Source organism: Pigmentiphaga litoralis (assembly GCF_013408655.1).
Taxonomy (GTDB): Bacteria; Pseudomonadota; Gammaproteobacteria; order Burkholderiales; family Burkholderiaceae_B; genus Pigmentiphaga; species Pigmentiphaga litoralis_A.
In genome coordinates this window covers 2,858,214-2,877,310 of record NZ_JACCBP010000001.1, presented here as the reverse complement: position 1 = coordinate 2,877,310, position 19,097 = coordinate 2,858,214, and the positions used below count along the sequence as shown (strand labels likewise).

The 19,097-nt window shown below is 63.7% G+C and carries 15 protein-coding genes; 2 read left to right on the top strand and 13 right to left on the bottom strand.

Annotated elements, in window-relative coordinates; all coding sequences use genetic code 11:
* Nucleotides 1–12: 12 nt before the first annotated feature.
* The 8 genes from HD883_RS12950 to HD883_RS12915 all read right to left on the bottom strand — a co-directional run bounded on the left by HD883_RS12950 (nt 13) and on the right by HD883_RS12915 (nt 9,072).
* Nucleotides 13–1,995 (bottom strand): polysaccharide biosynthesis protein, encoded by a 1,983-nt coding sequence (locus tag HD883_RS12950; RefSeq protein WP_179584816.1) that lies wholly within the window; start codon nt 1,993–1,995, stop codon nt 13–15.
* 422 nt (nt 1,996–2,417) lie between these two features.
* The gene (locus HD883_RS12945) at nt 2,418–3,515 is read right to left on the bottom strand and encodes a glycosyltransferase family 9 protein (RefSeq protein WP_179584817.1); all 1,098 of its coding nucleotides are present in this window, start codon (nt 3,513–3,515) and stop codon (nt 2,418–2,420) included.
* 163 nt (nt 3,516–3,678) lie between these two features.
* A complete protein-coding gene (locus tag HD883_RS12940) occupies nt 3,679–4,581 on the bottom strand; it encodes a glycosyl transferase (protein WP_179584819.1) in 903 nt (300 codons plus the stop codon).
* 37 nt (nt 4,582–4,618) lie between these two features.
* The gene (locus tag HD883_RS12935) at nt 4,619–5,563 is read right to left on the bottom strand and encodes a hypothetical protein (protein ID WP_179584821.1); all 945 of its coding nucleotides are present in this window, start codon (nt 5,561–5,563) and stop codon (nt 4,619–4,621) included.
* Between the two features lie 17 nt (nt 5,564–5,580).
* The gene (locus HD883_RS12930) at nt 5,581–6,891 is read right to left on the bottom strand and encodes a TolC family outer membrane protein (RefSeq protein WP_179584823.1); all 1,311 of its coding nucleotides are present in this window, start codon (nt 6,889–6,891) and stop codon (nt 5,581–5,583) included.
* A 12-nt stretch (nt 6,892–6,903) separates the two neighbouring features.
* Complete coding sequence (locus HD883_RS12925) at nt 6,904–7,584, bottom strand: protein-L-isoaspartate O-methyltransferase family protein (protein WP_179584825.1); 681 nt, start codon at nt 7,582–7,584, stop codon at nt 6,904–6,906.
* Between the two features lie 196 nt (nt 7,585–7,780).
* A complete protein-coding gene (locus tag HD883_RS12920; RefSeq protein WP_179584827.1) occupies nt 7,781–8,080 on the bottom strand; it encodes an antibiotic biosynthesis monooxygenase family protein in 300 nt (99 codons plus the stop codon).
* Nucleotides 8,081–8,097: 17 nt separating this feature from the next.
* On the bottom strand, nt 8,098–9,072 hold the full coding sequence (locus tag HD883_RS12915; RefSeq protein ID WP_257022162.1) for a Bug family tripartite tricarboxylate transporter substrate binding protein: 975 nt from the start codon (nt 9,070–9,072) through the stop codon (nt 8,098–8,100).
* 267 nt (nt 9,073–9,339) lie between these two features.
* Between HD883_RS12915 and thiD the strand changes: the two genes are divergently transcribed.
* On the top strand, nt 9,340–10,182 hold the full coding sequence (gene thiD, locus HD883_RS12910) for a bifunctional hydroxymethylpyrimidine kinase/phosphomethylpyrimidine kinase (RefSeq protein ID WP_179584829.1): 843 nt from the start codon (nt 9,340–9,342) through the stop codon (nt 10,180–10,182).
* A gap of 37 nt (nt 10,183–10,219) precedes the next feature.
* On the opposite strand, the gene HD883_RS12905 is transcribed toward thiD, so the two are convergent.
* A complete protein-coding gene (locus HD883_RS12905; protein WP_179584831.1) occupies nt 10,220–11,740 on the bottom strand; it encodes a carboxylesterase/lipase family protein in 1,521 nt (506 codons plus the stop codon).
* Between the two features lie 407 nt (nt 11,741–12,147).
* On the opposite strand from HD883_RS12905, the gene HD883_RS12900 reads away from it, so the two are divergent.
* On the top strand, nt 12,148–12,984 hold the full coding sequence (locus HD883_RS12900) for a fumarylacetoacetate hydrolase family protein (protein WP_179584833.1): 837 nt from the start codon (nt 12,148–12,150) through the stop codon (nt 12,982–12,984).
* A gap of 4 nt (nt 12,985–12,988) precedes the next feature.
* Here HD883_RS12900 and HD883_RS12895 read toward each other — a convergent pair whose 3' ends face one another.
* From HD883_RS12895 to thiC, 4 genes are all read right to left on the bottom strand, one after another.
* The gene (locus HD883_RS12895; RefSeq protein WP_179584835.1) at nt 12,989–14,548 is read right to left on the bottom strand and encodes a carboxylesterase/lipase family protein; all 1,560 of its coding nucleotides are present in this window, start codon (nt 14,546–14,548) and stop codon (nt 12,989–12,991) included.
* Nucleotides 14,541–15,680: a serine hydrolase domain-containing protein gene (locus HD883_RS12890; RefSeq protein ID WP_218863154.1), complete on the bottom strand. Its 1,140-nt coding sequence runs from the start codon at nt 15,678–15,680 to the stop codon at nt 14,541–14,543. Before HD883_RS12890 ends, HD883_RS12895 begins: the two co-directional genes overlap by 8 nt.
* Before the next feature lie 313 nt (nt 15,681–15,993).
* The gene (locus HD883_RS12885) at nt 15,994–16,791 is read right to left on the bottom strand and encodes a thiazole synthase (protein WP_179584837.1); all 798 of its coding nucleotides are present in this window, start codon (nt 16,789–16,791) and stop codon (nt 15,994–15,996) included.
* Nucleotides 16,792–16,982: 191 nt separating this feature from the next.
* Nucleotides 16,983–18,923: a phosphomethylpyrimidine synthase ThiC gene (gene thiC, locus HD883_RS12880; protein ID WP_179584839.1), complete on the bottom strand. Its 1,941-nt coding sequence runs from the start codon at nt 18,921–18,923 to the stop codon at nt 16,983–16,985.
* Nucleotides 18,924–19,097 lie beyond the last annotated feature (174 nt).

Genomic DNA, 19,097 nt, shown 5'->3' with positions numbered 1-19,097 from the left:
CACGGCAGGTTTTTATCGGCTCAGCGCTGTCCGCCCGGTGGGCGCCACCGATGGCACGTCGTCCTGCCAATAGGACAGCAGCGCGCGAACCGGTTGCGCAGGAGGCGCTGTGTCGCCAGTCGGGCGTTGCCACTGGGAGTAAGGCGCATACTCGGGGACGATGAGTTGCAGCGCCGACATCATTCCGGGCTCGGAGTTTTGACGGCATTGGCCCAAGAGAGTCCGAAGCAGGACGTCCAGGCTGGCAAGCGAGAGCGAGTTCTCGCGCGAGCTCATGATGCGCGGGTGCTCGCTGCGGCTCACATGGCTTCCGATAAGCAATTCTTCATAAAGCTTTTCGCCAGGCCGCAATCCGGTCACGCGTATTTCGATATCGCCTTCCGGGTTGGTCTCGGACCTCTCGCTCAGCCCTGACATTTCGATCATCGACCGAGCGAGGTCGATCACCTTGACGGGATCGCCCATATCCAGCACGAAGACTTCTCCGCCTGAGGCCATTGCGCCGGCTTGGATCACCAGCTGCGCTGCCTCGGGGATCAACATGAAGTACCGCGTGATGTCGGCATGTGTGACGGTAATCGGGCCCCCATGCTGGATCTGTTCCCGAAACAGGGGCACGACCGAGCCCGACGAACCCAGAACATTGCCGAAGCGGACCATGCTGAAGGTCGTCTGCACATCGCTTTCAGCCGCGTAAGCCTGGAAGATGAGTTCGGCGCACCTTTTGCTTGCGCCCATCACGTTTGGAGGTCGTACTGCCTTGTCGGTCGATACCAGGACACAGGTCTGTACGCGATTCTGTGCGGCAACCTTGGCGACGACCCAGGCGCCTTCGACGTTGTTTCGCAGCCCGACGGCCATGTTCGTTTCGACCAGCGGCACGTGCTTGTAGGCCGCGGCGTGGTAGATCGTGTCGACGCGATGGACCCGGGTGATGCGTTCCAACAAAGGCTCATCGAGCACCGAACCCAGCACGCCAATGACCTGGCAATTCGGGAAGCGTGTTTTCAGTTCAAGCTCGATGGTGTAGAGCGCGAATTCGGAGTGCTCGACCATCAGCAAGGTGGTAGGGCGTCGGGACAGGATCTGCCGGCAGAGTTCGCTTCCAATTGATCCGCCAGCGCCCGTGACCAGCACACACTTGCCTTGCACACAGCGCGAAAACAGCGCCTCCATAGGAGGTACGGACTTGCGACCCAGCAGGTCTTCGATCTGTACTTCTCTGATTGTGTATTCCAGGGCACTGCTCTCGGCCAGTTGATCCAGAGATGGCAGCGTCTTCACGAGGATGCCCATGCTGGCGAAACGATTGACGATGAATTTGCGACGCTCGGGGGAGGCATGAGGAAGCGCCAGGACTACCTCGTCGATGTCGGCGCCATAGACCACGCGGATCACATCGTCCATGCCGTAGACACGCAAACCCGACAAATGGCGCCCCACGAAGCGGGAGTCATCGTCGAAAAAGCAAATGGGAGTGTGGGTGCGGCCGTCTCGCATCGAATTGACCAGCTGGAATCCGGCTTCGCCCGCACCATAGACGGCGACGCGGGGGCGTTTCAGTCTTGCCGCAGGGCTTTGATGTAGCAGGTGCCGAACGAACAGACGTGAAAAAAGCACATATGAAAATGCAATGAACCAGTAGATGAGCAAGCTGGCGCGAGGTGGCGGGTGTGCACCCAACGCAATCGTGATCCCGTAGGTGCCAATGGCCAGCACGGCCAGGCTGACTCCTGTCGTACGAAGCATCCGAACGTCGAAGAAGCGGACGACGTTTCGATACAGGCCGCTCAGGTACAGCACCGGAATCGTTGCAAGCGCCATGACGGTGGCTGCAGCAAATCCATATTGCTCGAGATAATCTGCCTCGCCCAGGCGGAGCAGGTAGCCAAGCATGAGGCAGATGGGCAGGGCGATAACGTCCGCAACGACCATGATCGCGATCTTTTGCGGTCGCGTCAGCGAGAGAGCAAATGTGCGGAAGCGTGACGTCATTGGATCGATCCGAAACTCGCACCTTTGCGATAACCTGAAGATTCAGTGAGATTTCAGAATCGATGGTAGAGAGGGATTAATCCTTGGTATGTAGGCCGAAACCTAAATCGCGGTGAGATTTCAGTCTTGCAGGCGGGTAGGGTCATAAGGCTAGGTTATGACGGCTTTGAAATGGCTCAACCATTGGCGAGGCCCGCAAATCAACGGTCTCTGGGATGTCAGGCTGCTTGCGATTTCTTTACGGATGAGCAGCAGCCGAAGTCATTGAAGTCAGGTTATGGAAAACACTGATTAGCGCTGAGCCAGCGAGGTGGAGAGCCGGGCGATGAAGGTGGCGGATAGAGGACAGGCGTCACCAGCCTGCCGGTCCTCTTCAGAGAAGGGAGGGGAGTGCCACGGGGGTGAAACGGAAAAGGGCTGGTCTAGCGCCCGATCGTCGTGGTGCGCTGACCCGCAGTGACGCCCGTGCCGCGGGCGCGCGTTTGCGGCGGCAGGGTCGGCGTGGAGACCGATGCTGCAGCACGTGGCCGCAGCGCCAGCAGGTTCGCCCACTGGCGGCCCAGCATGCGAGCATAACCATGGCTCAATTGCGGCGCCGGACCAAAGGCCCGGGGCGTACCAGCCACATGCTTGCGCAGCCGTTCGATTGCCGTCGCAACACGCGATACCGGCAGCAGGTGCTTCCAGAACGCTTCCCGCAACATCCGCCCGGGCATCAACGGAATCGGCGTCAACGTCACGCTGGGCGACCAGCCGGGTGACCAGCGGCGGGCGATACGGGGCCGCATGGCCAGTGACACAACGGGCACGCCAACGTTCGATGCCAGATGCGCGATCCCCGAATCGTTGCCGACAAAAATGCCTGCGGACACCAGCCATCCGGCCAGGTCGGCCAGTGACGCGTGCGACACCAGCCGATAGCCACAGGATTCGACCCACTGCCAACCCGGACGCTCGGTGGGCGCAACCACGAAACAGGGTTCGTACCCTTGCGCTTCCAGTTGCCTTGCCAGGCGCAGGAATCGCTGTGGCAACCATTGTTTGTGCAGGGCGCTTGCGGTCGGATGAATGACGGCGCGGCGGCGTGCCACGCGGGTGTCGACGGTCGCAGGAAGTTGAATGCCGTTCGCGCGCGACAGTTCGGTCAGGCCGAACATCTTTCGGCAGACATCCAGCTGGATATCCAGCATCGGTTTGATCTGCCGGTACACGGGCCACTCATCCATAACCCAGGCGCGCGGATGCCAGGTTCTGACATCGCCGACGACGTCGGCGGCATAGGCGTGGATGACGGTGTCGTACCCGTCCAGGCTGTCGCGCAGGCTATGGGCCTGCAGCGCGGGCTGGATGTCGAAGCGGGGAAACCAGTCCTTGAGCACGCTCAAGTGATGGCTGAAGACGGTGACCTGAATGCCATGCGCGACGAGATTGCGCACGATGACCATGGCGATCAGCGTGTCGCCAAGTCGTGCCGACATGACGAACGCAACGCGTCGTCCTTTCTCGATGATGTATGACATGGGCGTCCCTTCGCGTGCGCGAGGCCACGTACGCCAGGGGCCGCGCTGAGCAGCCCGGAAGTGAGCCCTCTCTTCGATATATATATCACGCGTTACATCACAGCTTCCTGACTGTGGTAACACGCCGACACGGTTGTGACCGAAGAGCGCGCAAACTGACGCTTCAGGAGGCGTCCACAGGGCTACCTGTTGTTTTACGCCCGAAGCCCAGCCTCGCCCAAAAGGATGGCTTACGTGTCCGCTTGTTGCCTTGGTAGCCGCGTTGTGATGCCTTGATCATGCGGCCGAAGGGCTCATCTGCCTTGTATAACGCGAGGTTATAGCCTGCACGCAGGGCCTCGTCGTAGTACTGGTCGAACAAGGCTTTGAGGTCGCTGCGGGGATGCGGAAGGATGGCGCCGTCGAACCAGTGTTCCTGGCCTTGCGCTGCCAGGCGGGGCAGCGCGTAGCTGTGCGAAAACTGCGTGCCCATGTCCGAGTAATGCAGGATCCGGATCGCATCGACTGGCTTCTTTTCACCGTCCACATTGTTGTAGTCGGTGTGCATGGGCTGGATGAGTTCGGCGTGGTCCTGGAAGTGGCGCATCAGGCGCTGGTGCGCGCCCGGATCGTTGCGAAGATCATTGATCTCCGGAAGGTGTCCTTTCGCCGCGGCGTTGTCCCACACCGATACGCAAAAGCGCCAGGACGTCTTGCGGCCTTTGCCGCTCAGGACCTTGCCGGGCTCGAAGGGCATGCGCCACAGCTCGGCCATGTCGCACAAGACCAGCATGTCGGCGTCCATGTAGATGGCGCGGCCCTGGTAGTTGCAGGCGGCCGGGACGGCCCAGCGAAAGCCCGAGAAGGGTGTCGCCCAGGTCTCGGTGCGCCAGCCCTTGTGGTGCTCGGGGTCGGAATACCAGAGGCTGCCGGGATCTTTGGACAGGCGCATCCATTCGATGTCGACGGGCATCGAAGCGTGCTTCTTGATGCTGTATTCCAGCACCATCATCTGTTCAAGATCACAGTCGTTGGGGTCGCAGCCCACAAAGATGCGGATGCGGTCTTCGGAAGTGCGGTGGTCCATCCTGCTGTCGTCCCTGCGGGTGTGTACTGCCAGCGGGTTACGTAGTTCCCACAGGCTTGTTGCCTGCAAGCATACGCCAGTCGCGTTTTTCGATGCGGTCGGCCACCAGAGCACTGTTGGGGGACAGGTTGACGAGACGAACGCCTTTATCGGCCAGCAGATTCGCTGCCGCCGTGAAGGCCGGCAGGATGTGATGCGGCAGGTACTGGTCCAGCGTGGTGGGCAGGGTGTCGGCGGGCGTCTCGTAGAAGCGCGGCACTTTGGCGGCGTCCTGCAAGTCGACACCGTGCAGCACGATCTCGGTATGGCCCAGCCACGCCATGATCTGCAGGGCGCTGTAGGCCACGGTGCCGGCATCGAACAGCCCCTGGCGGATGTCGTGCGCGTAACCCAATACCCGTGCTTCATCGAACAGGGTCAACGCGCCGGCGGGGGCGTCCGCCATGACGGCCTGCACGCTGCGCAGGGGCAGCCTTGCGCGGTACTGCGGATTTTCGATCAGGAAGATGCGGCAGCGAATGTCGTCCGGCGGAAGCTGCTGCAGCACATGCCACAAGGACAGCGGCGTCGTGAACAGCAACAGGTCTTGGGTGACGATGCGCTTGACCAGTTGCGGCCGCGCCCGCACAAAGCCGGTGTCATTGAAGCAGTAGGTGTCGAACGTGATGGGATGGGTGTCGGTCAGCGCGATGGCGCCGTTCACGCCCATGACGTCGGTCAGGGCCAGCTGTGCGTAGTCGATGTCATTGACCGACGGGCCGCTCGCGATGATGTGACCGGTGCCGCCGCGGCACCCGCGCGTCAGCACGTGATTCATCAACGGAAAGTCGCGGCCGCGGTACGAAAAGCTGTCGATTTCGCCGGCGGCGTTGCGGCCCACCCGCACGTGCGGCCATAAGCGCTCGTTATGCCGGTTCAGCCGCGAGTGGGTGTGCCGGTATAGCAGCTTGAGCAGACTGTTGGAGAGACGGTGCGACGACATGCGGGCCGCGTCAATCGCTAGCGCAGCAGCCGGTTCACCGACTCGACGTCGTCACCCGTCAATATGCCCGCCGCGGCCTTCAATTGCAGGCCGGACAGCAAGGCGTTGTACCGGGCGGCCGCCAGGTCGCGTTCGGTCGAATAGAGCTGTTGCTGCGCGTTCAGCACGTCGATGTTGATCCGCACGCCCACTTCGTAGCCGGTCTTGTTGGCTTCGAGCGAACTGCGGCTGGACGTTTGCGCGGCTTCCAGCGCACGGATCTGCGCCAGGCCCGAATTCACACCCTGGAAGGCCACGCGCGTGTTCTGCACGGCGACGCGCCGCTGGACTTCCAGATCGTTGCGCGACCGTTCGAGCAGCGCCACGGCCTCGGTCACGCGCGACTGGGTGCCGAAGCCGGCAAAGATCGGCACCTGTACCTGCACGCCCACCGACCGCGTGGTGTACGGGTTGTCGATCACCACGTTGCCGACCAGGCCTTCCGCGCGCTGCACCGTGCCGACCAGGTCCACGGTGGGGTAGTGGCCCGCCCGGGCGATCTCGATCGCGCGATCGGCCACTTCGGTATTGATGCCGGCCTGGATTACCGCCCAGTTGTTGCTGCGGCTGCGGTCGACCCAGTCGTTCATGCGCGCCGGGATCGGACCGGGAATCTGCACGCCAGGCGGCAGTTGCGCGAGCTGACCGGTGCGGTCGCCCACGATCTGCTGCAAGGCGCTGATCCGCACTTCCAGGTCGGCTTCGGCCTGGATGCCTTGCGCTTCGGCCAGGTCGTACCGTGCCTGCGCTTCGTAGGTGTCGGTGATGGTGGCGGTGCCGATCTCGAAATTGCGCTTGGCGGATTCGAGCTGTTCGGCAATGGCGGCCTTCTGGGCGCCGATGAAGGTCAGGTTGTCTTGCGCGGCCAGCACGTTGAAGTAGGCCTGCGCCAACCGGACGATCAGGTCCTGCCGGCCGAGTTCGAGCTGGATCTCGCTGATCTCGACCAGCAGCTTGGATTGCTCGTAGTTCTGCCAGGACGCCCAGCGAAACAGCGGCTGGACCAACTGCACCGCGTAGGTGGTGTTGGACAGCCGCGTGTTCGGGATGCGGGTCGTGCTGGTTTCGGTGCGGTTACCCGTGCCGTTGATGGCAGGGAAGAGGCCGGCACGCGCCTGGGGCAGCTTTTCCAGGCCGGCCAGGTACGCCGACCGGACCGACGCAAAGGTGGCGTCGTTGGCCAGCGCAGCCTGGTAGGCCTGGAGCAGGTCGATGGCCGATGCAGCAGGGGCAAACACGCAGGCGCAGACGACCGCGCCCAGCGATACAGCTCGCGACATCGCGCGCATGGACAGCTCCGTTCAGAACTTGAACTTGGATACAGGGGCGGCGCGCAGGGGCTTCACGACCGTTTCGAACAGCGACACGGTCTCGAAGCTCGCAGCCGTGGTGCGGGTGATGATGCGCGCGGTCATGGCAGGCGCCTGACCGACGATCAGCACCAGGCGGCCACCGACACGCAGCTGGTACTTCAGGCCGTCCGGCACATCATGCAGCGAACCCGTGACCAGGATCGCGTCGTATTCGGTGGAGCCCCAGCCATTGCTGCCATCGCCGACTTCGACGGTGACGTTGGTGATGCCGGCGCGCTTCAGGTTGGCCTTGGCGAAATCGGCCAGACGCGGCTGGATTTCGACGGTGGTGACGCTGTGGGCCAGGTGGGCGATCAGCGCTGCCTGGTAGCCCGAGCCGGTGCCGATTTCGAGCACGCTGTCGGTGGGCTTCAGGTTCAGTTCCTGCAGCAGGCGGGCTTCGATCTTGGGCGGCAGCATGAATTCGCCGGTGTCGCCCGATTCCAGGCGCAGCGGGATTTCGGTGTCGACAAAGGCGAGCGAGCGCAGGGCAGGCGGAACGAATTCTTCGCGTTTGACGGTGGAGAGCAGGGCCAGCACTCCCTGGTCAAGAACATCCCAAGGGCGGATCTGCTGTTCCACCATGTTGAAACGGGCGTGCTCGACGTCCGGAAGGGTAGCAACGGTCATGGCTGTAGTAACTTTTCAAAAGTTGAAGCGGACGCAATTCAGGGTAAACCCCGCGGCATTTTACTCGCTACCAACCGTTGAGCCGAGCGCCAGCGGCACCTTACCAAAAATCGATGGCAAAGTGGTCATCTATGTGACGGGAATGTCCGGGTGCAGCGTCGGGTGTGCCTGACGTTGCGTGCACGCCACCGGCAGGTCAGAAACCGGTCAACGCCACCGTCGTGTGCTGAACCTGCGGCGGGCTGGCAAAGTAGGGACCCACTTCGGCACGCCAGGTCTGGAAGTCGGCGGATTCGCGAAAATGCACCATGTGGTCTTCAACCGTATCCCACGTCACCACCAGGAAGTAGTGGTCGGGCTGTTCGACGGACCGCTGCAGCTGCATGCCCTGGCAGCCCTTGGCGCGCTGGAACAGCGGGGCGCAGCGCTGCACGCCCGCTTCGAAGTCGGCGTGGGTGCCGGGGCGGATGTCGATCTGGGCGATTTCGTAGACCATGGGCGTTCCTGGAAGCGTCAGTGTTCGGGCTTGATGCCGGCGTCGTGCATCATTTTGCCGTAGGCCGCGTACTGGGCGCGCGTGGCGCGGGCCAGGTAGTCGGGCGTCGAGCCGCCGGGTTTCAGGCCAAGGGCTTCGAGCTTGCCGCGCACCTCGGGATCCTGCAAGGCTTTCATGATTTCGGCGTGCAGGCGCGCGCGGATGTCGGCGGGCGTGCCGGTCGGCACCATCATGGCGAACCACGAGCTGAACTCGAAACCGCGCAGGCCCGACTCCGAAATGGTGGGGGTGTCGGGGTACTGCGCCATGCGGCCCGGTGTGGCCACGCCCAGCAGCTTGAGCTTGCCGGACCGGATCATGGGCGCCACGGTCGCAATGCCCTGGAAGCCGACCTGCACGTCGCCGCCGGCCACGCCCAGGGCCGCCTGCGTGGCGCCTTTGTACGTGACGTGTTCGATCTGGATCCGCGCGTCGGCCGCGAACAGGGCCATGGCCACGTGCTGCGGACTGCCGATGCCGCCCGTGCCGTAGTAGATGCGCTTGGGGTTGGCCTTGGCGACCTTGATGAAATCGGCGGCCGTGTCGAAGGGCGCATTGGGCGCTGTCACCAGGCCCCATTCGATCGTGGCCACCAGCGAGATCGGCTCGAAGTCCTTCATGATGTCCCAGTTCAGGGACGCCTGAAGGTGGGGCACCATGGTCATGAGGCCATCGTGGAAGGCGCCGATGGTGTAGCCATCGGGGGGCGACTTGGCGACACGTTCGGCGCCGATCACACCCGCCGCGCCGGGCAGGTTTTCGATGATGATCGCCTGGCCCATATTGGTCGACATTTTCTGCGCCATGATGCGGGCGGCGTTATCGACGGAACTTGCGACGGCAAGGGGCACGACCATACGGATCGGCCGGTTCGGGTAATCCGACTCGGCGCGTGCGCCCAAGGCGGCGCAAGCCAACAGCAAACCCGTCATCAGCGGGGTCCAGCAACGCATGGGTACTCCTGTCCGTGCACGGCAGAGCGCCGCACCGCAGCATGGTACGCATGGTTGGCGGCGGGTGCGCCCCAATCCGGTGCCAGCAAGGCTAGGGAATGCCCCTAGACGAGCCGCAGGCCGCCCTGGCGATGCCGCCGCGCGGCCCAGGCGCAGCGCGGGCTTTGTACAATGCGGACCGGGTTGCAAGCCTTGCGTCTCGCCCCCACCTCGTTTCCCTTGTTATCCCTTTTCATTGGCCGCGGCTCGCCCGGCAGGCAGAACCTCATGTCATCGACCGATCGTGTCATTCCCAAGACCCTGACCATTGCGGGGGTCGACCCGTCCGGCGGCGCCGGCGTGCTGGCCGACGTGAAGGCCATGAGCGCGCTTGGCGCCTACGCCTGCGGGGTCATCGCCGCCCTGACGGCGCAAAGCACGACGGGTGTCACGGGCGTGCTGCCGATCGAACCGGCCTTTGTGGCGCAGCAGATCGACACGCTGTTTGCCGATGTGAAGATCGATGCGGTCAAGATCGGCATGCTAGGCCGCAGCAACGTGATCGAAACGGTGGCGGACCGCCTGCAGCACTGGAAGCCCGTGCATATCGTGCTGGACCCGGTCATGATCGCCAAGAGCGGCGATGCGCTGCTCGAAAAGTCGGCCATCGGCGCGATGCGTGAGGCGCTGATCCCCGGCGTGACCATGCTGACACCCAACCTGCCCGAAGCGGGGGTGCTGCTGGATCAGCGGCCGGTAGAGACGGTCAAGGAAATGCGGCGCGTGGCCGAACGCCTGCGCGAGGCCATGAACCACAACGGGCACCGCTGGGTGTTCCTGAAGGGCGGCCACCTGCCCGGCAACATGGCGATCGACCTGCTGCATGACGGTGGCCAGATGATCGAGATGGCGTCACCCCGCATCGAGACCAAGAACACCCACGGCACGGGCTGCACGCTGTCGGCGGCGCTGGCGGCCTTGCTGCCGCAGACGCGGGACGTGCCCGAGGCCGCCCGGCAGGCCAAGGCCTACCTGACGGAAGCGATCCGGCAGGCCGACACCCTGCACGTGGGTGAAGGCCATGGGCCGGTGCATCACTTCCACGCGATGTGGAAGCCCGCCGAGCGTTAAGGTCAAGTGACGACGCGGCCCCGGCGGGCCACGACGCTTACAGCGCCAGCCCCAGGCTTTTCCAGAACGCGCACTTGTGGGCGGCATCCGCATCGAACGGCGCCGTGGCGCCCGGCAGCAGCTTCAAGACTGACGCTGCTGACGTGTACGCCGGCCAGGTTGCCAGGCCCGCGCCATTCGGGTTGCCGGTGTTGATGAAGTTGGCCCAGTAGCCAATCATTTCCGTCGACAGGGTTGTCGATGCGGCCGGGGGCGGCGTGGTGGCCGTAGGGAACACGTACTTGAGTTCCGCGGTATGCGTGGCGCCATTCGGGCTGGACGCCGGGTCCGCAAATTCATACGCGTACAGTGGCGCCGTGCCGGCCGTCTGCCGCAGTTCGAAGGTGCGGATGTTGTTGCACACCGATATCTGCGGCGAACCCAGGGTCGGGTTGAAGTCGCTGGCCACGGCCTTCATGGCGTCGGTCCCGGTCGGGTAGCTGGTGCGCGGATAGGCGCCGGCAATCGCCGCCGCATTCGTGCTCCCGTGAATGGCCGTGATCGCGGTCAGATACTCCGCATCGTTGGCCGGATTGGCCACGCCCGCACCCGTTTCGAACGTGTTGTAGCCGATCAGCATTGGCACCTTGCCGAGCGCCGTGCGCGGCTGCACCGGCACGTCCACGCCGCCCACGCTCGGGAACAGCACCGACCGCGGCAAGGCAGCGCCCGCCGCGCGGGTCGATGCGATCGGCAGGGCAGGCGCACGCAGGCATGCCGCCACCTGCGTTGGCGTGCCGGTGCATCCCAGTTGGGCGGGCAGGGCGGCTTCAGCGGCCAGCTTCTGCGTCAGGCTGTCCCAGTTGAAGGCGCAGGGGCCGCTCATGACCAGCGCCTGTTTGAACAGGCCTTGCGACGCGGGCGAGGCCAGGTGGTTGCAGGTGCTCATGCCGCCTGCCGAGTTGCCGCCCAGCGTGACCTTGGCCGGGTCGCCGCCAAACTGGTTGATGTTGGTCTGGACCCAGCGCAGCGCGGCCCGTTGATCCATCAGCCCATAGTTGCCCGTATCGCCATTGCCGCTGTCGAGCGCAAAGTTGGCAAGGTAGCCAAAGATGCCGAGCCGATAGTTGAGCGTGACAACGACAAAGTTGCCGGTCTTGACCAGTTCCGTGGGGTCGGTGCCGGCGCCACTGCCTTGCGAGAAACCGCCGCCGTGCACGAACACGAACACCGGCATGTTGGCCCGCGTCACGGGGTAGGGCACCGTCACGTTCAGCGACAGGCAGTCTTCAGTGGTGTTGCTGGTGCAGGGCTCGCCTGCCACCGTGGCGTCCAGGGTGCCGGTCCAGGCCGCCCTGGGCTGCGGCGCCCGCCAGCGCAGATCGCCAGTCGGGGCGGCGGCGTACGGAATGCCTTTGAACTGCGCAACGCCCTGCGTCACGGCGCCCTTGACCAGGCCCTTGTCCGTCGCGACAGCATTGACATTCAGCGCGACCGGGCCGGCCGGTGTCGCGCTGGTGCTGTCATCGTCACTGCCGCCGCACCCGGTCACCAGCGCCGCCGTCGCCGCCAGCGCCATAGCGCCTGCGCATCGTCTTGCCCATCGTCCTGCCCTGCGGCCGAACGCTTCCCTTGCTGCCGATCGTGTCATCCTCGTCTCCTTGTCGACGTGCGCGCGGGTCGCTCGTGATCGGGCGCCCGGCGTCTGTGCCGCAGAGTGTGTGACCCGCGTGCAGGCCTCGCAATGCCGCTGGACAGATATCGTGTATCGACGGCGTTGATAGTGCTGCAGGGCGCTGGGCAGCCGCCGATGCCGCGGGCACGTGCCCAGGGTATGTCCCAGGCGTTACGCGTACCAACGGTTGAGCACGGCGCCGAAAACCGGGATTTACCGGCCGTTCATACATTCGTGATCGCCGGATTGTCCGAAAAATGGTATGAATTCGGCACCGCCACCCACCACCCCAACACGCTTCAGGAGAAGCCATGCGCAGCGTCTGTTTCCTTCAAGGCAACGAGATCAAATTCGGTCTACGACAGGGCGATCAGGTTGACGAGATCAACGATCCGTCGATTGCGTCGATCGAAGACTTGTTGAGCGCGCTCATGGAGGGAAGGCGTCCGTCGACCGGGGCGGTGCATGTGTTTGGGGAACTGGATCTGCTGCCCCCCGTGCCGCGGCCCGGCAAGATCCTGTGTATCGGCTTGAATTACGTGGACCATGCCAAGGAAAGCGGCCACGCCGTGCCCGACTATCCGGCCGTGTTCATGCGTGGACCGTCGTCCTTGACCGGCCACAATCATCCGCTGCTGCGGCCGGTGTGCTCGGACCGCTTCGACTATGAAGCCGAGCTGGCCATTGTGATCGGCCGCAGCGTGCATGCCATCAGCGAGCAGGACGCGCTGAACTACGTGGCGGGGTATGCCTGCTTCAATGATGGGTCGCTGCGCGACTATCAGATGAAGTCCGGTCAATGGACCATGGGCAAGAATTTTGACCAGACTGGCGGCTTCGGCCCGGACCTGGTGACGCCGGACGAATTGCCCGAGGGCGCGGCCGGTCTGCGCGTCGTGACCCGCCTGAACGGCGAGGTCCTGCAGGACGGCAACACGTCCAACATGATTTTCAGTGTGGCCAAGATCATTGAGATCCTGTCGGAAGTGATGACCCTGGAGCCCGGTGACGTGATCATCACGGGCACGCCCGCCGGCGTCGGCTTTGCACGTACCCCGCCGATTTTCATGCAGGCGGGGGACGTGTGCGAGATCGAGATCGAGCAGATCGGCACGCTGCGCAACCCGATCGTGGACGCAGCGTTCTGAACGCCTAACGCGGGTTCAACGCCGCATCCACCTTGCCGATGAAGTCGAGCTCCTTGCCGCGCGGCGCATTGGTCACACTCAACGGCGCATCCAGCACGTACACCGGTTCGGTCGCCACGTCGTAGCGCGGCCAGTTAGTGATCGTGCCGCCGTTGGGGTTGCCCGTCTTCACGAAGCGGATCCACGCGTCTTTCATGGTGGCCGACAGGGTGCGGTCGTCCTGGTTGTAGGGCGCGGCGTTCAGCACCGCGTCGCCGCGGACGTAGGGCAGCTCGGCGCCGTGCAAGGGATCTTCGCCGGTGCCACTGGCGCGACGCTTGAACCAGTAGCGATAGACCGGGACCCCTGCTGTCGTCATGGCGCGGGCGATGCCCCGTGTGCCGAACACGAACTGGTTGTCGCTGAAGCTGTCGGCCACGGCGCGGGGCACGGCGGCATCGGCCGCGGCGGGGTAGACCGTCAATGCTTCGGCCCCGAAGTTGGCAAAGATGGTGGGGTCGCGCAAGTACGCGGCGTACTGGGCCAGGGTCTTGACGGGGTAGTTCAGCGTGAACGACGTGCCCTCGTCGGTGTTGTAGCCGACCAGGGTCGGCACGGCCTTGAAGGTGCCGCGTTCGAACGCGGGCCGTTCTTCGGCGGGCAGCACGACCTTGTCGAGCGTCGGACCGATCACGCGCGGTTCGGCCAGCGCGCGGATGGCGGTGCCCGACCCGGTGTTGCGGATGACCGGCAATTGATCGGCAGGCAGGGCCCGCAAGGCGTCGATGTTCGCGCCAACCGCCAGTCCATCCTGCTCGGCTTGTGGCAACGTCTTCCAATGCCGGAAGGCACCCGGGCTGTCGAGGATGACCTGGTCATACAGTCCGGCAGCTTTCGGGCTGACCATCAGGGCCGTGATGGCGCTGGCGCCCGATGACTGTCCCCATACCGTGATCTTGCTCGGGTCACCGCCAAAGTTCTGGATGTTGTCGCGCACCCATTTCAGGGACGCGGCAATGTCCAGGAGGCCATAGTTGCCCGAGGTCTTGTCGGCCGACTCGCTGCTCAACGCCGGATGAGCCAGGAAGCCCAGCGTGCTGACGCGATAGTTCATTGAGACGACCACGACACCCGCGCGGGTCAGCGCGTCGGCATCGATGTTGCCGTTACCGCCGTGAAAGCTGCCGCCATACACCCATACCAGCACCGGCCGCTTGTCATTGGCTTGCAGCGCGGTCTGGGTCGTCCATACGTTCAGGGTCAGGCAGTCTTCGCTTTGCAGGGTGGTGCCGCCCTGGATGCAGGCGGGACCAAAAGCCGTCGCGTTGCGGGCCGTCGTCCAGGCGGGCGCGGGCTGCGGCGCTTTCCATCGCAGGTTGCCGACGGGGGGCGCAGCGTATGGAATGCCCTTGAAGGTGGTGATCTCGCCGACGGTCCCGGTGACCGGGCCGGACGCGGTACGCACGGTGGCGATGGGGGCCTGGGTCGTGGGTGCATCATCGGAATCGCTGCCGCCGCAGGCGGTGACGAGCAGGGTGACTGCAAGGGCGGAGCCGGCGGCGGCCAGGCGTTTGTGGTCAGACATGATCTTTGAGTACTCCGTCGACAAGCTTCAGGAAATCGGTGCTGGACACGCCGGCCTTGTTGACCGGGGTGTCGCCCAGATTGCGCGCCACGGCGAATTCATCGCTGACCGATCGGCGATGCACGATGACGGTGTTGATGGCCGGCAGCACCAGGATGAACTGGCCATAGTTGCCGTTCGCAAGGAAGGCGTTGCGCCAGTCGGCGCTGGTGCGCGTGGCGGTAGGAATCCACCACAGGTACCCGTAGCCGTTGTCGGCTTCGCCGGCAATGTCGCTGCGGGGCACCCGCAATTGCGTGCTCTGCGCGACCCAGTCCGCGGGGACCAGTTGCGTGTCGTTCCAGCGGCCGCCGTTGGCCATCAACACACCCAGGCGGGCCATGTCTCGGCCCGACAGGAAGAAGTGATAGGCCAGGTAGCGCGACACATTGGTCTTGAAACCCAGCATGCGTTGCCGGCTGGCGTCGTAGTCTTCAAAGCCCAGGGGGTCGGCCAGGTCGGTCTTGAACGCGTCGAAGATCGTGCGGCCCGTCAGCTTTTCGAACAGGAAGCCAACGACGTTGAAGTCCCAGTTGTTGTAGATGAACTTGGTGCCGGGCGTGACGGTGCCGCGTTCCGGAATGCCGGCGGCGCTGCCGGGGCTGCCGGCCGGGTGATAGACGCCCGACCGCGCGGTCAGCAGGTCGCGGATCCTGGCGGTCTTTTCAATTGGAAGCAGGCCGGCGTTGTCGTCGATGCCCAGCGATCCCAGGGTCGCATCCAGGTTGATCGTGCCGTTGGCCACGTATTTGCCATACAGCATCGACACGATGCTTTTGCGGGCGGACGCCAGGTAGGCGACGTCGTCGATGTTGCTGTACGAATAGGCGATCTTGCCGTTGCGCACGATCATGGCCGACGTGGTTTCGAGCGGGTACAGCGCCGTTTCGAACGCCTTGACCGATGCGGATGAAAAGCCTGCGTCTTCGGGCTTGGCGTAACGTTCCCACGTCGTGCCCGGAAGCATGCTGGGCGCGGTGGCGGCTTCGGCATCACTGCCGCCACAGCCAGCCAGCGGCAAGGTCATTCCCAGCGGTACAGCCAATGTCAGCGCGCGCAGGACTGCGCGCCGTTCCTGATGAACGGTTTCCAAGGTCCCCTCCTGTCGTCTGTTCGACGTGTCTTGTTGTGGCCAGCAGATGTGGCTTCAAGGCAGGAAGATACGCTTGCGAAACTGTTCCATCCATTGCATATCAGGGATGTTTTGATGCGCCCTGTGCATTAATCGCACGAACGGCGATTTTGTTGACCCTGTCAACCAGACGGTTGCGATTCGCAACTAATTGATTTGAAAGCGCAAATTTGCTCGACAGCAGACGTGACAGGGCCGGCATGACGCCGGCCCTGGAACTGTAAAGGTGCGGTAAAAGCCGTTCGCCGTCCGACGGCGAACGACGTCCCCGCCTTTACGCCGATTTCAGCGGCGCAATCATGCCGCCCATCGGCGAACTGGGCGCCGCGCTGTACAGCTTCTTGGGCATCCGGCCTGCCAGGAAGGCTTCGCGGCCGGCCTCGACACCCTTCTTCATGGCCGATGCCATCAGCACCGGGTCTTGCGCCACGGCAATCGCCGTGTTCATCAGCACCGCGTCACAGCCCAGCTCCATCGCGATGGCCGCGTCGGACGCGGTACCCACGCCCGCATCCACGATCACCGGCACCCGCGCCTGATCAATGATCAGCTTCAGGTTCCAGGGGTTCAGAATTCCCATGCCCGACCCGATCAGCGACGCCAGCGGCATGACTGCCACCACGCCGATGTCTTCCAGCATGCGCGCCTGGATGGGATCGTCGGTGCAATAGACCATGACCTTGAACCCATCCTTGACCAGGGTTTCGGCCGCCTTCAGCGTCTCGGGCATGTTCGGGAACAGCGTGTGGCTATCCCCCAGCACTTCCAGCTTGACCAGGTCATGTCCGTCCAGCAGTTCGCGCGCCAGGCGCAGCGTGCGGACCGCGTCTTCGGCGTTGTAGCAACCCGCCGTGTTGGGCAGCAGCGTGAATTCGCTCGGCGGCAGATATTCCAGCAGACTGGGTTCACCCGCGTTCTGACCGATATTGGTCCGGCGGATCGCCACCGTAATGATTTGCGCGCCACTGGCCTGAATCGCCGCGCGCGTCTGCGCAAAGTCCTTGTACTTGCCCGTTCCGACCAACAACCGCGAGCTGTACGACTTGCCCGCAATAACCAGCGCATCTGACATAGAAAATCCCGAATGAATAATTGAACGGTCGCAGCTTGAACTGCTGCGCCCGATAGAAAATTGGCGGGGGTGGATACCCCGGCGCGGCCTGCTCATCAGCTTGGCTATCGCTGACTGCCAGGCACCGATGCAGCCAGTGTACAACCCGCCAAAAACGACTTCCGATCCATGCGCATCGAACATGAACATGCTCAAACCGCGCGATACACCTCGCCCCCTTGGCGAAAGAACTCCACGGACTTTTCCTGCATGCCGAGCACTACGGCGTCGGCTTCCGACGCGCCAATGTCGGCCGCATACGCCCTGACTTCCTGCGTGATCTTCATCGAGCAGAAATGCGGACCGCACATCGAGCAGAAATGCGCGGCCTTCATCGACTGCTTGGGCAAGGTTTCATCATGGAAATCCTTGGCGGTATCCGGATCCAGCCCAAGATTGAACTGATCTTCCCACCGGAATTCGAAGCGCGCCTTGGACAAGGCATTGTCCCGGATCTGCGCCCCCGGGTGCCCCTTGGCCAGGTCCGCGGCATGCGCCGCGATCTTGTAGGTGATGATGCCGTCCTTCACGTCCTTCTTATTGGGCAGCCCCAGATGTTCCTTGGGCGTCACGTAGCACAGCATCGCCGTGCCATACCACCCGATCATGGCCGCGCCGATGCCCGATGTGATGTGGTCATACCCTGGCGCGATGTCGGTGGTCAGCGGCCCCAGCGTATAGAAGGGCGCTTCGTCACACTGCGCCAGTTGCAGGTCCATGTTCTCTTTGATCAGGTGCATCGGCACATGCCCCGGCCCTTCGATCATGACCTGCACATCGTGTTTCCACGCCACCTTGGTCAGCTCGCCCAGGGTCTTCAGCTCGGCCAGTTGCGCCGCGTCATTCGCGTCGTAGATCGATCCCGGCCGCAAGCCATCGCCCAGCGAAAAGCTGACGTCGTACTGCTTCATGATCTCGCAGATGTCTTCGAAGTGCGTATACAGAAAACTTTCGCGATGATGGGCCAGGCACCACTTGGCCATGATGGATCCGCCCCGCGACACGATCCCCGTCATGCGCGATGCCGTCATCGGCACGAAGGGCAGGCGCACGCCGGCGTGGATCGTGAAATAGTCCACGCCTTGTTCGGCCTGCTCGATCAGCGTGTCGCGAAAGATTTCCCAGGTCAGCGCCTCGGCCTTGCCATCCACTTTTTCCAGCGCCTGATACAAGGGCACCGTGCCGATCGGCACCGGCGAGTTGCGCAGGATCCATTCTCGCGTCTCGTGAATGTGCTTGCCGGTCGACAGGTCCATGACCGTATCGCCGCCCCACCGGATCGCCCACGTCATTTTTTCGACCTCTTCCGAGATCGATGACGTGACCGCCGAATTGCCGATGTTCGCGTTGATCTTGACCAGGAAATTGCGGCCGATCGCCATCGGTTCGATCTCGGGATGATTGATGTTGGCGGGCAGGATCGCGCGGCCGCGGGCAATCTCGTCACGCACGAATTCCGGCGTGATCACCGCGGGAATGGATGCGCCGAACGACTGGCCCGGGTGCTGTCTTCCCAGCAGCGCCACCATCCGTTCCCCCTGCGGACCCGATGCGGCCAGCGACGCCAGGTACTGCTCGCGCCGCAGGTTCTCGCGGATGGCCACAAACTCCATTTCGGGCGTGATCATGCCGCGCCGTGCGTAGTGCATCTGCGTGACGTTGGCGCCGGTACGCGCGCGGCGGGGCGCACGGGTCAGGTTGAAGCGCAGGTCGGCCAGCGCCGGATCGGCCAGCCGCGCCTGGCCGTAGTCGCTGCTTGGGCCGTCCAGGGTCTCGGTATCGCCGCGCTCGGCAATCCAAGCCGCCCGCAAGGCAGGCAGGCCTGAACGGATGTCGATCTGCGCATCGGGATCGGTGTAGGGCCCGCTGCAGTCATAGACCGTGAGCGGCGGATTGGTCTCGCCGCCGAACGACGTGTCCGTCACGGACTGCGTGATCTCGCGAAACGGGACACGCAGGTCGGGCCGCGAGCCTTGCTCGTAGATCTTGCGGGACTGGGGCAGTGGCTGGATGGCCAGTTGATCGACCTGAGCGGTCGATGCAAGAAATCGCGGCGTGTCGCGCGTGGTGGTGGTGGTGGTGGTGGTGTTCATGGAAGCTCCAGAAAAAAGTTTTCGGAGCCGAACCAAGGAAGGAATTTTCCGGGAGGATATGGCCGATCGTGGCACCGGGATCGCCGGTGGAATCGGGCATGGAAGGCAGCGTGGGCCAACACTCGAGCCCAGGGCGGGCTCGCCGGAAAACGCTCCCTGCATCGGCATTATCCG

What these genes read in the sequence shown, in the direction of transcription:
- HD883_RS12905 (WP_179584831.1), bottom strand. Translation starts at nt 11,740, where the DNA reads ATGGCGCTGGCGGCGACGGCGGCGCTGGTGACCGGGTGCGGCGGCAGT.
- HD883_RS12900 (WP_179584833.1), top strand. Translation starts at nt 12,148, where the DNA reads ATGCGCAGCGTCTGTTTCCTTCAAGGCAACGAGATCAAATTCGGTCTA.
- HD883_RS12935 (WP_179584821.1), bottom strand. Translation starts at nt 5,563, where the DNA reads ATGTCGTCGCACCGTCTCTCCAACAGTCTGCTCAAGCTGCTATACCGG.
- HD883_RS12915 (WP_257022162.1), bottom strand. Translation starts at nt 9,072, where the DNA reads ATGCGTTGCTGGACCCCGCTGATGACGGGTTTGCTGTTGGCTTGCGCC.
- HD883_RS12950 (WP_179584816.1), bottom strand. Translation starts at nt 1,995, where the DNA reads ATGACGTCACGCTTCCGCACATTTGCTCTCTCGCTGACGCGACCGCAA.
- thiC (WP_179584839.1), bottom strand. Translation starts at nt 18,923, where the DNA reads ATGAACACCACCACCACCACCACCACCACGCGCGACACGCCGCGATTT.
- HD883_RS12920 (WP_179584827.1), bottom strand. Translation starts at nt 8,080, where the DNA reads ATGGTCTACGAAATCGCCCAGATCGACATCCGCCCCGGCACCCACGCC.
- HD883_RS12925 (WP_179584825.1), bottom strand. Translation starts at nt 7,584, where the DNA reads ATGACCGTTGCTACCCTTCCGGACGTCGAGCACGCCCGTTTCAACATG.
- HD883_RS12930 (WP_179584823.1), bottom strand. Translation starts at nt 6,891, where the DNA reads ATGCGCGCGATGTCGCGAGCTGTATCGCTGGGCGCGGTCGTCTGCGCC.
- HD883_RS12945 (WP_179584817.1), bottom strand. Translation starts at nt 3,515, where the DNA reads ATGTCATACATCATCGAGAAAGGACGACGCGTTGCGTTCGTCATGTCG.
- HD883_RS12895 (WP_179584835.1), bottom strand. Translation starts at nt 14,548, where the DNA reads ATGTCTGACCACAAACGCCTGGCCGCCGCCGGCTCCGCCCTTGCAGTC.
- HD883_RS12940 (WP_179584819.1), bottom strand. Translation starts at nt 4,581, where the DNA reads ATGGACCACCGCACTTCCGAAGACCGCATCCGCATCTTTGTGGGCTGC.
- HD883_RS12885 (WP_179584837.1), bottom strand. Translation starts at nt 16,791, where the DNA reads ATGTCAGATGCGCTGGTTATTGCGGGCAAGTCGTACAGCTCGCGGTTG.
- thiD (WP_179584829.1), top strand. Translation starts at nt 9,340, where the DNA reads ATGTCATCGACCGATCGTGTCATTCCCAAGACCCTGACCATTGCGGGG.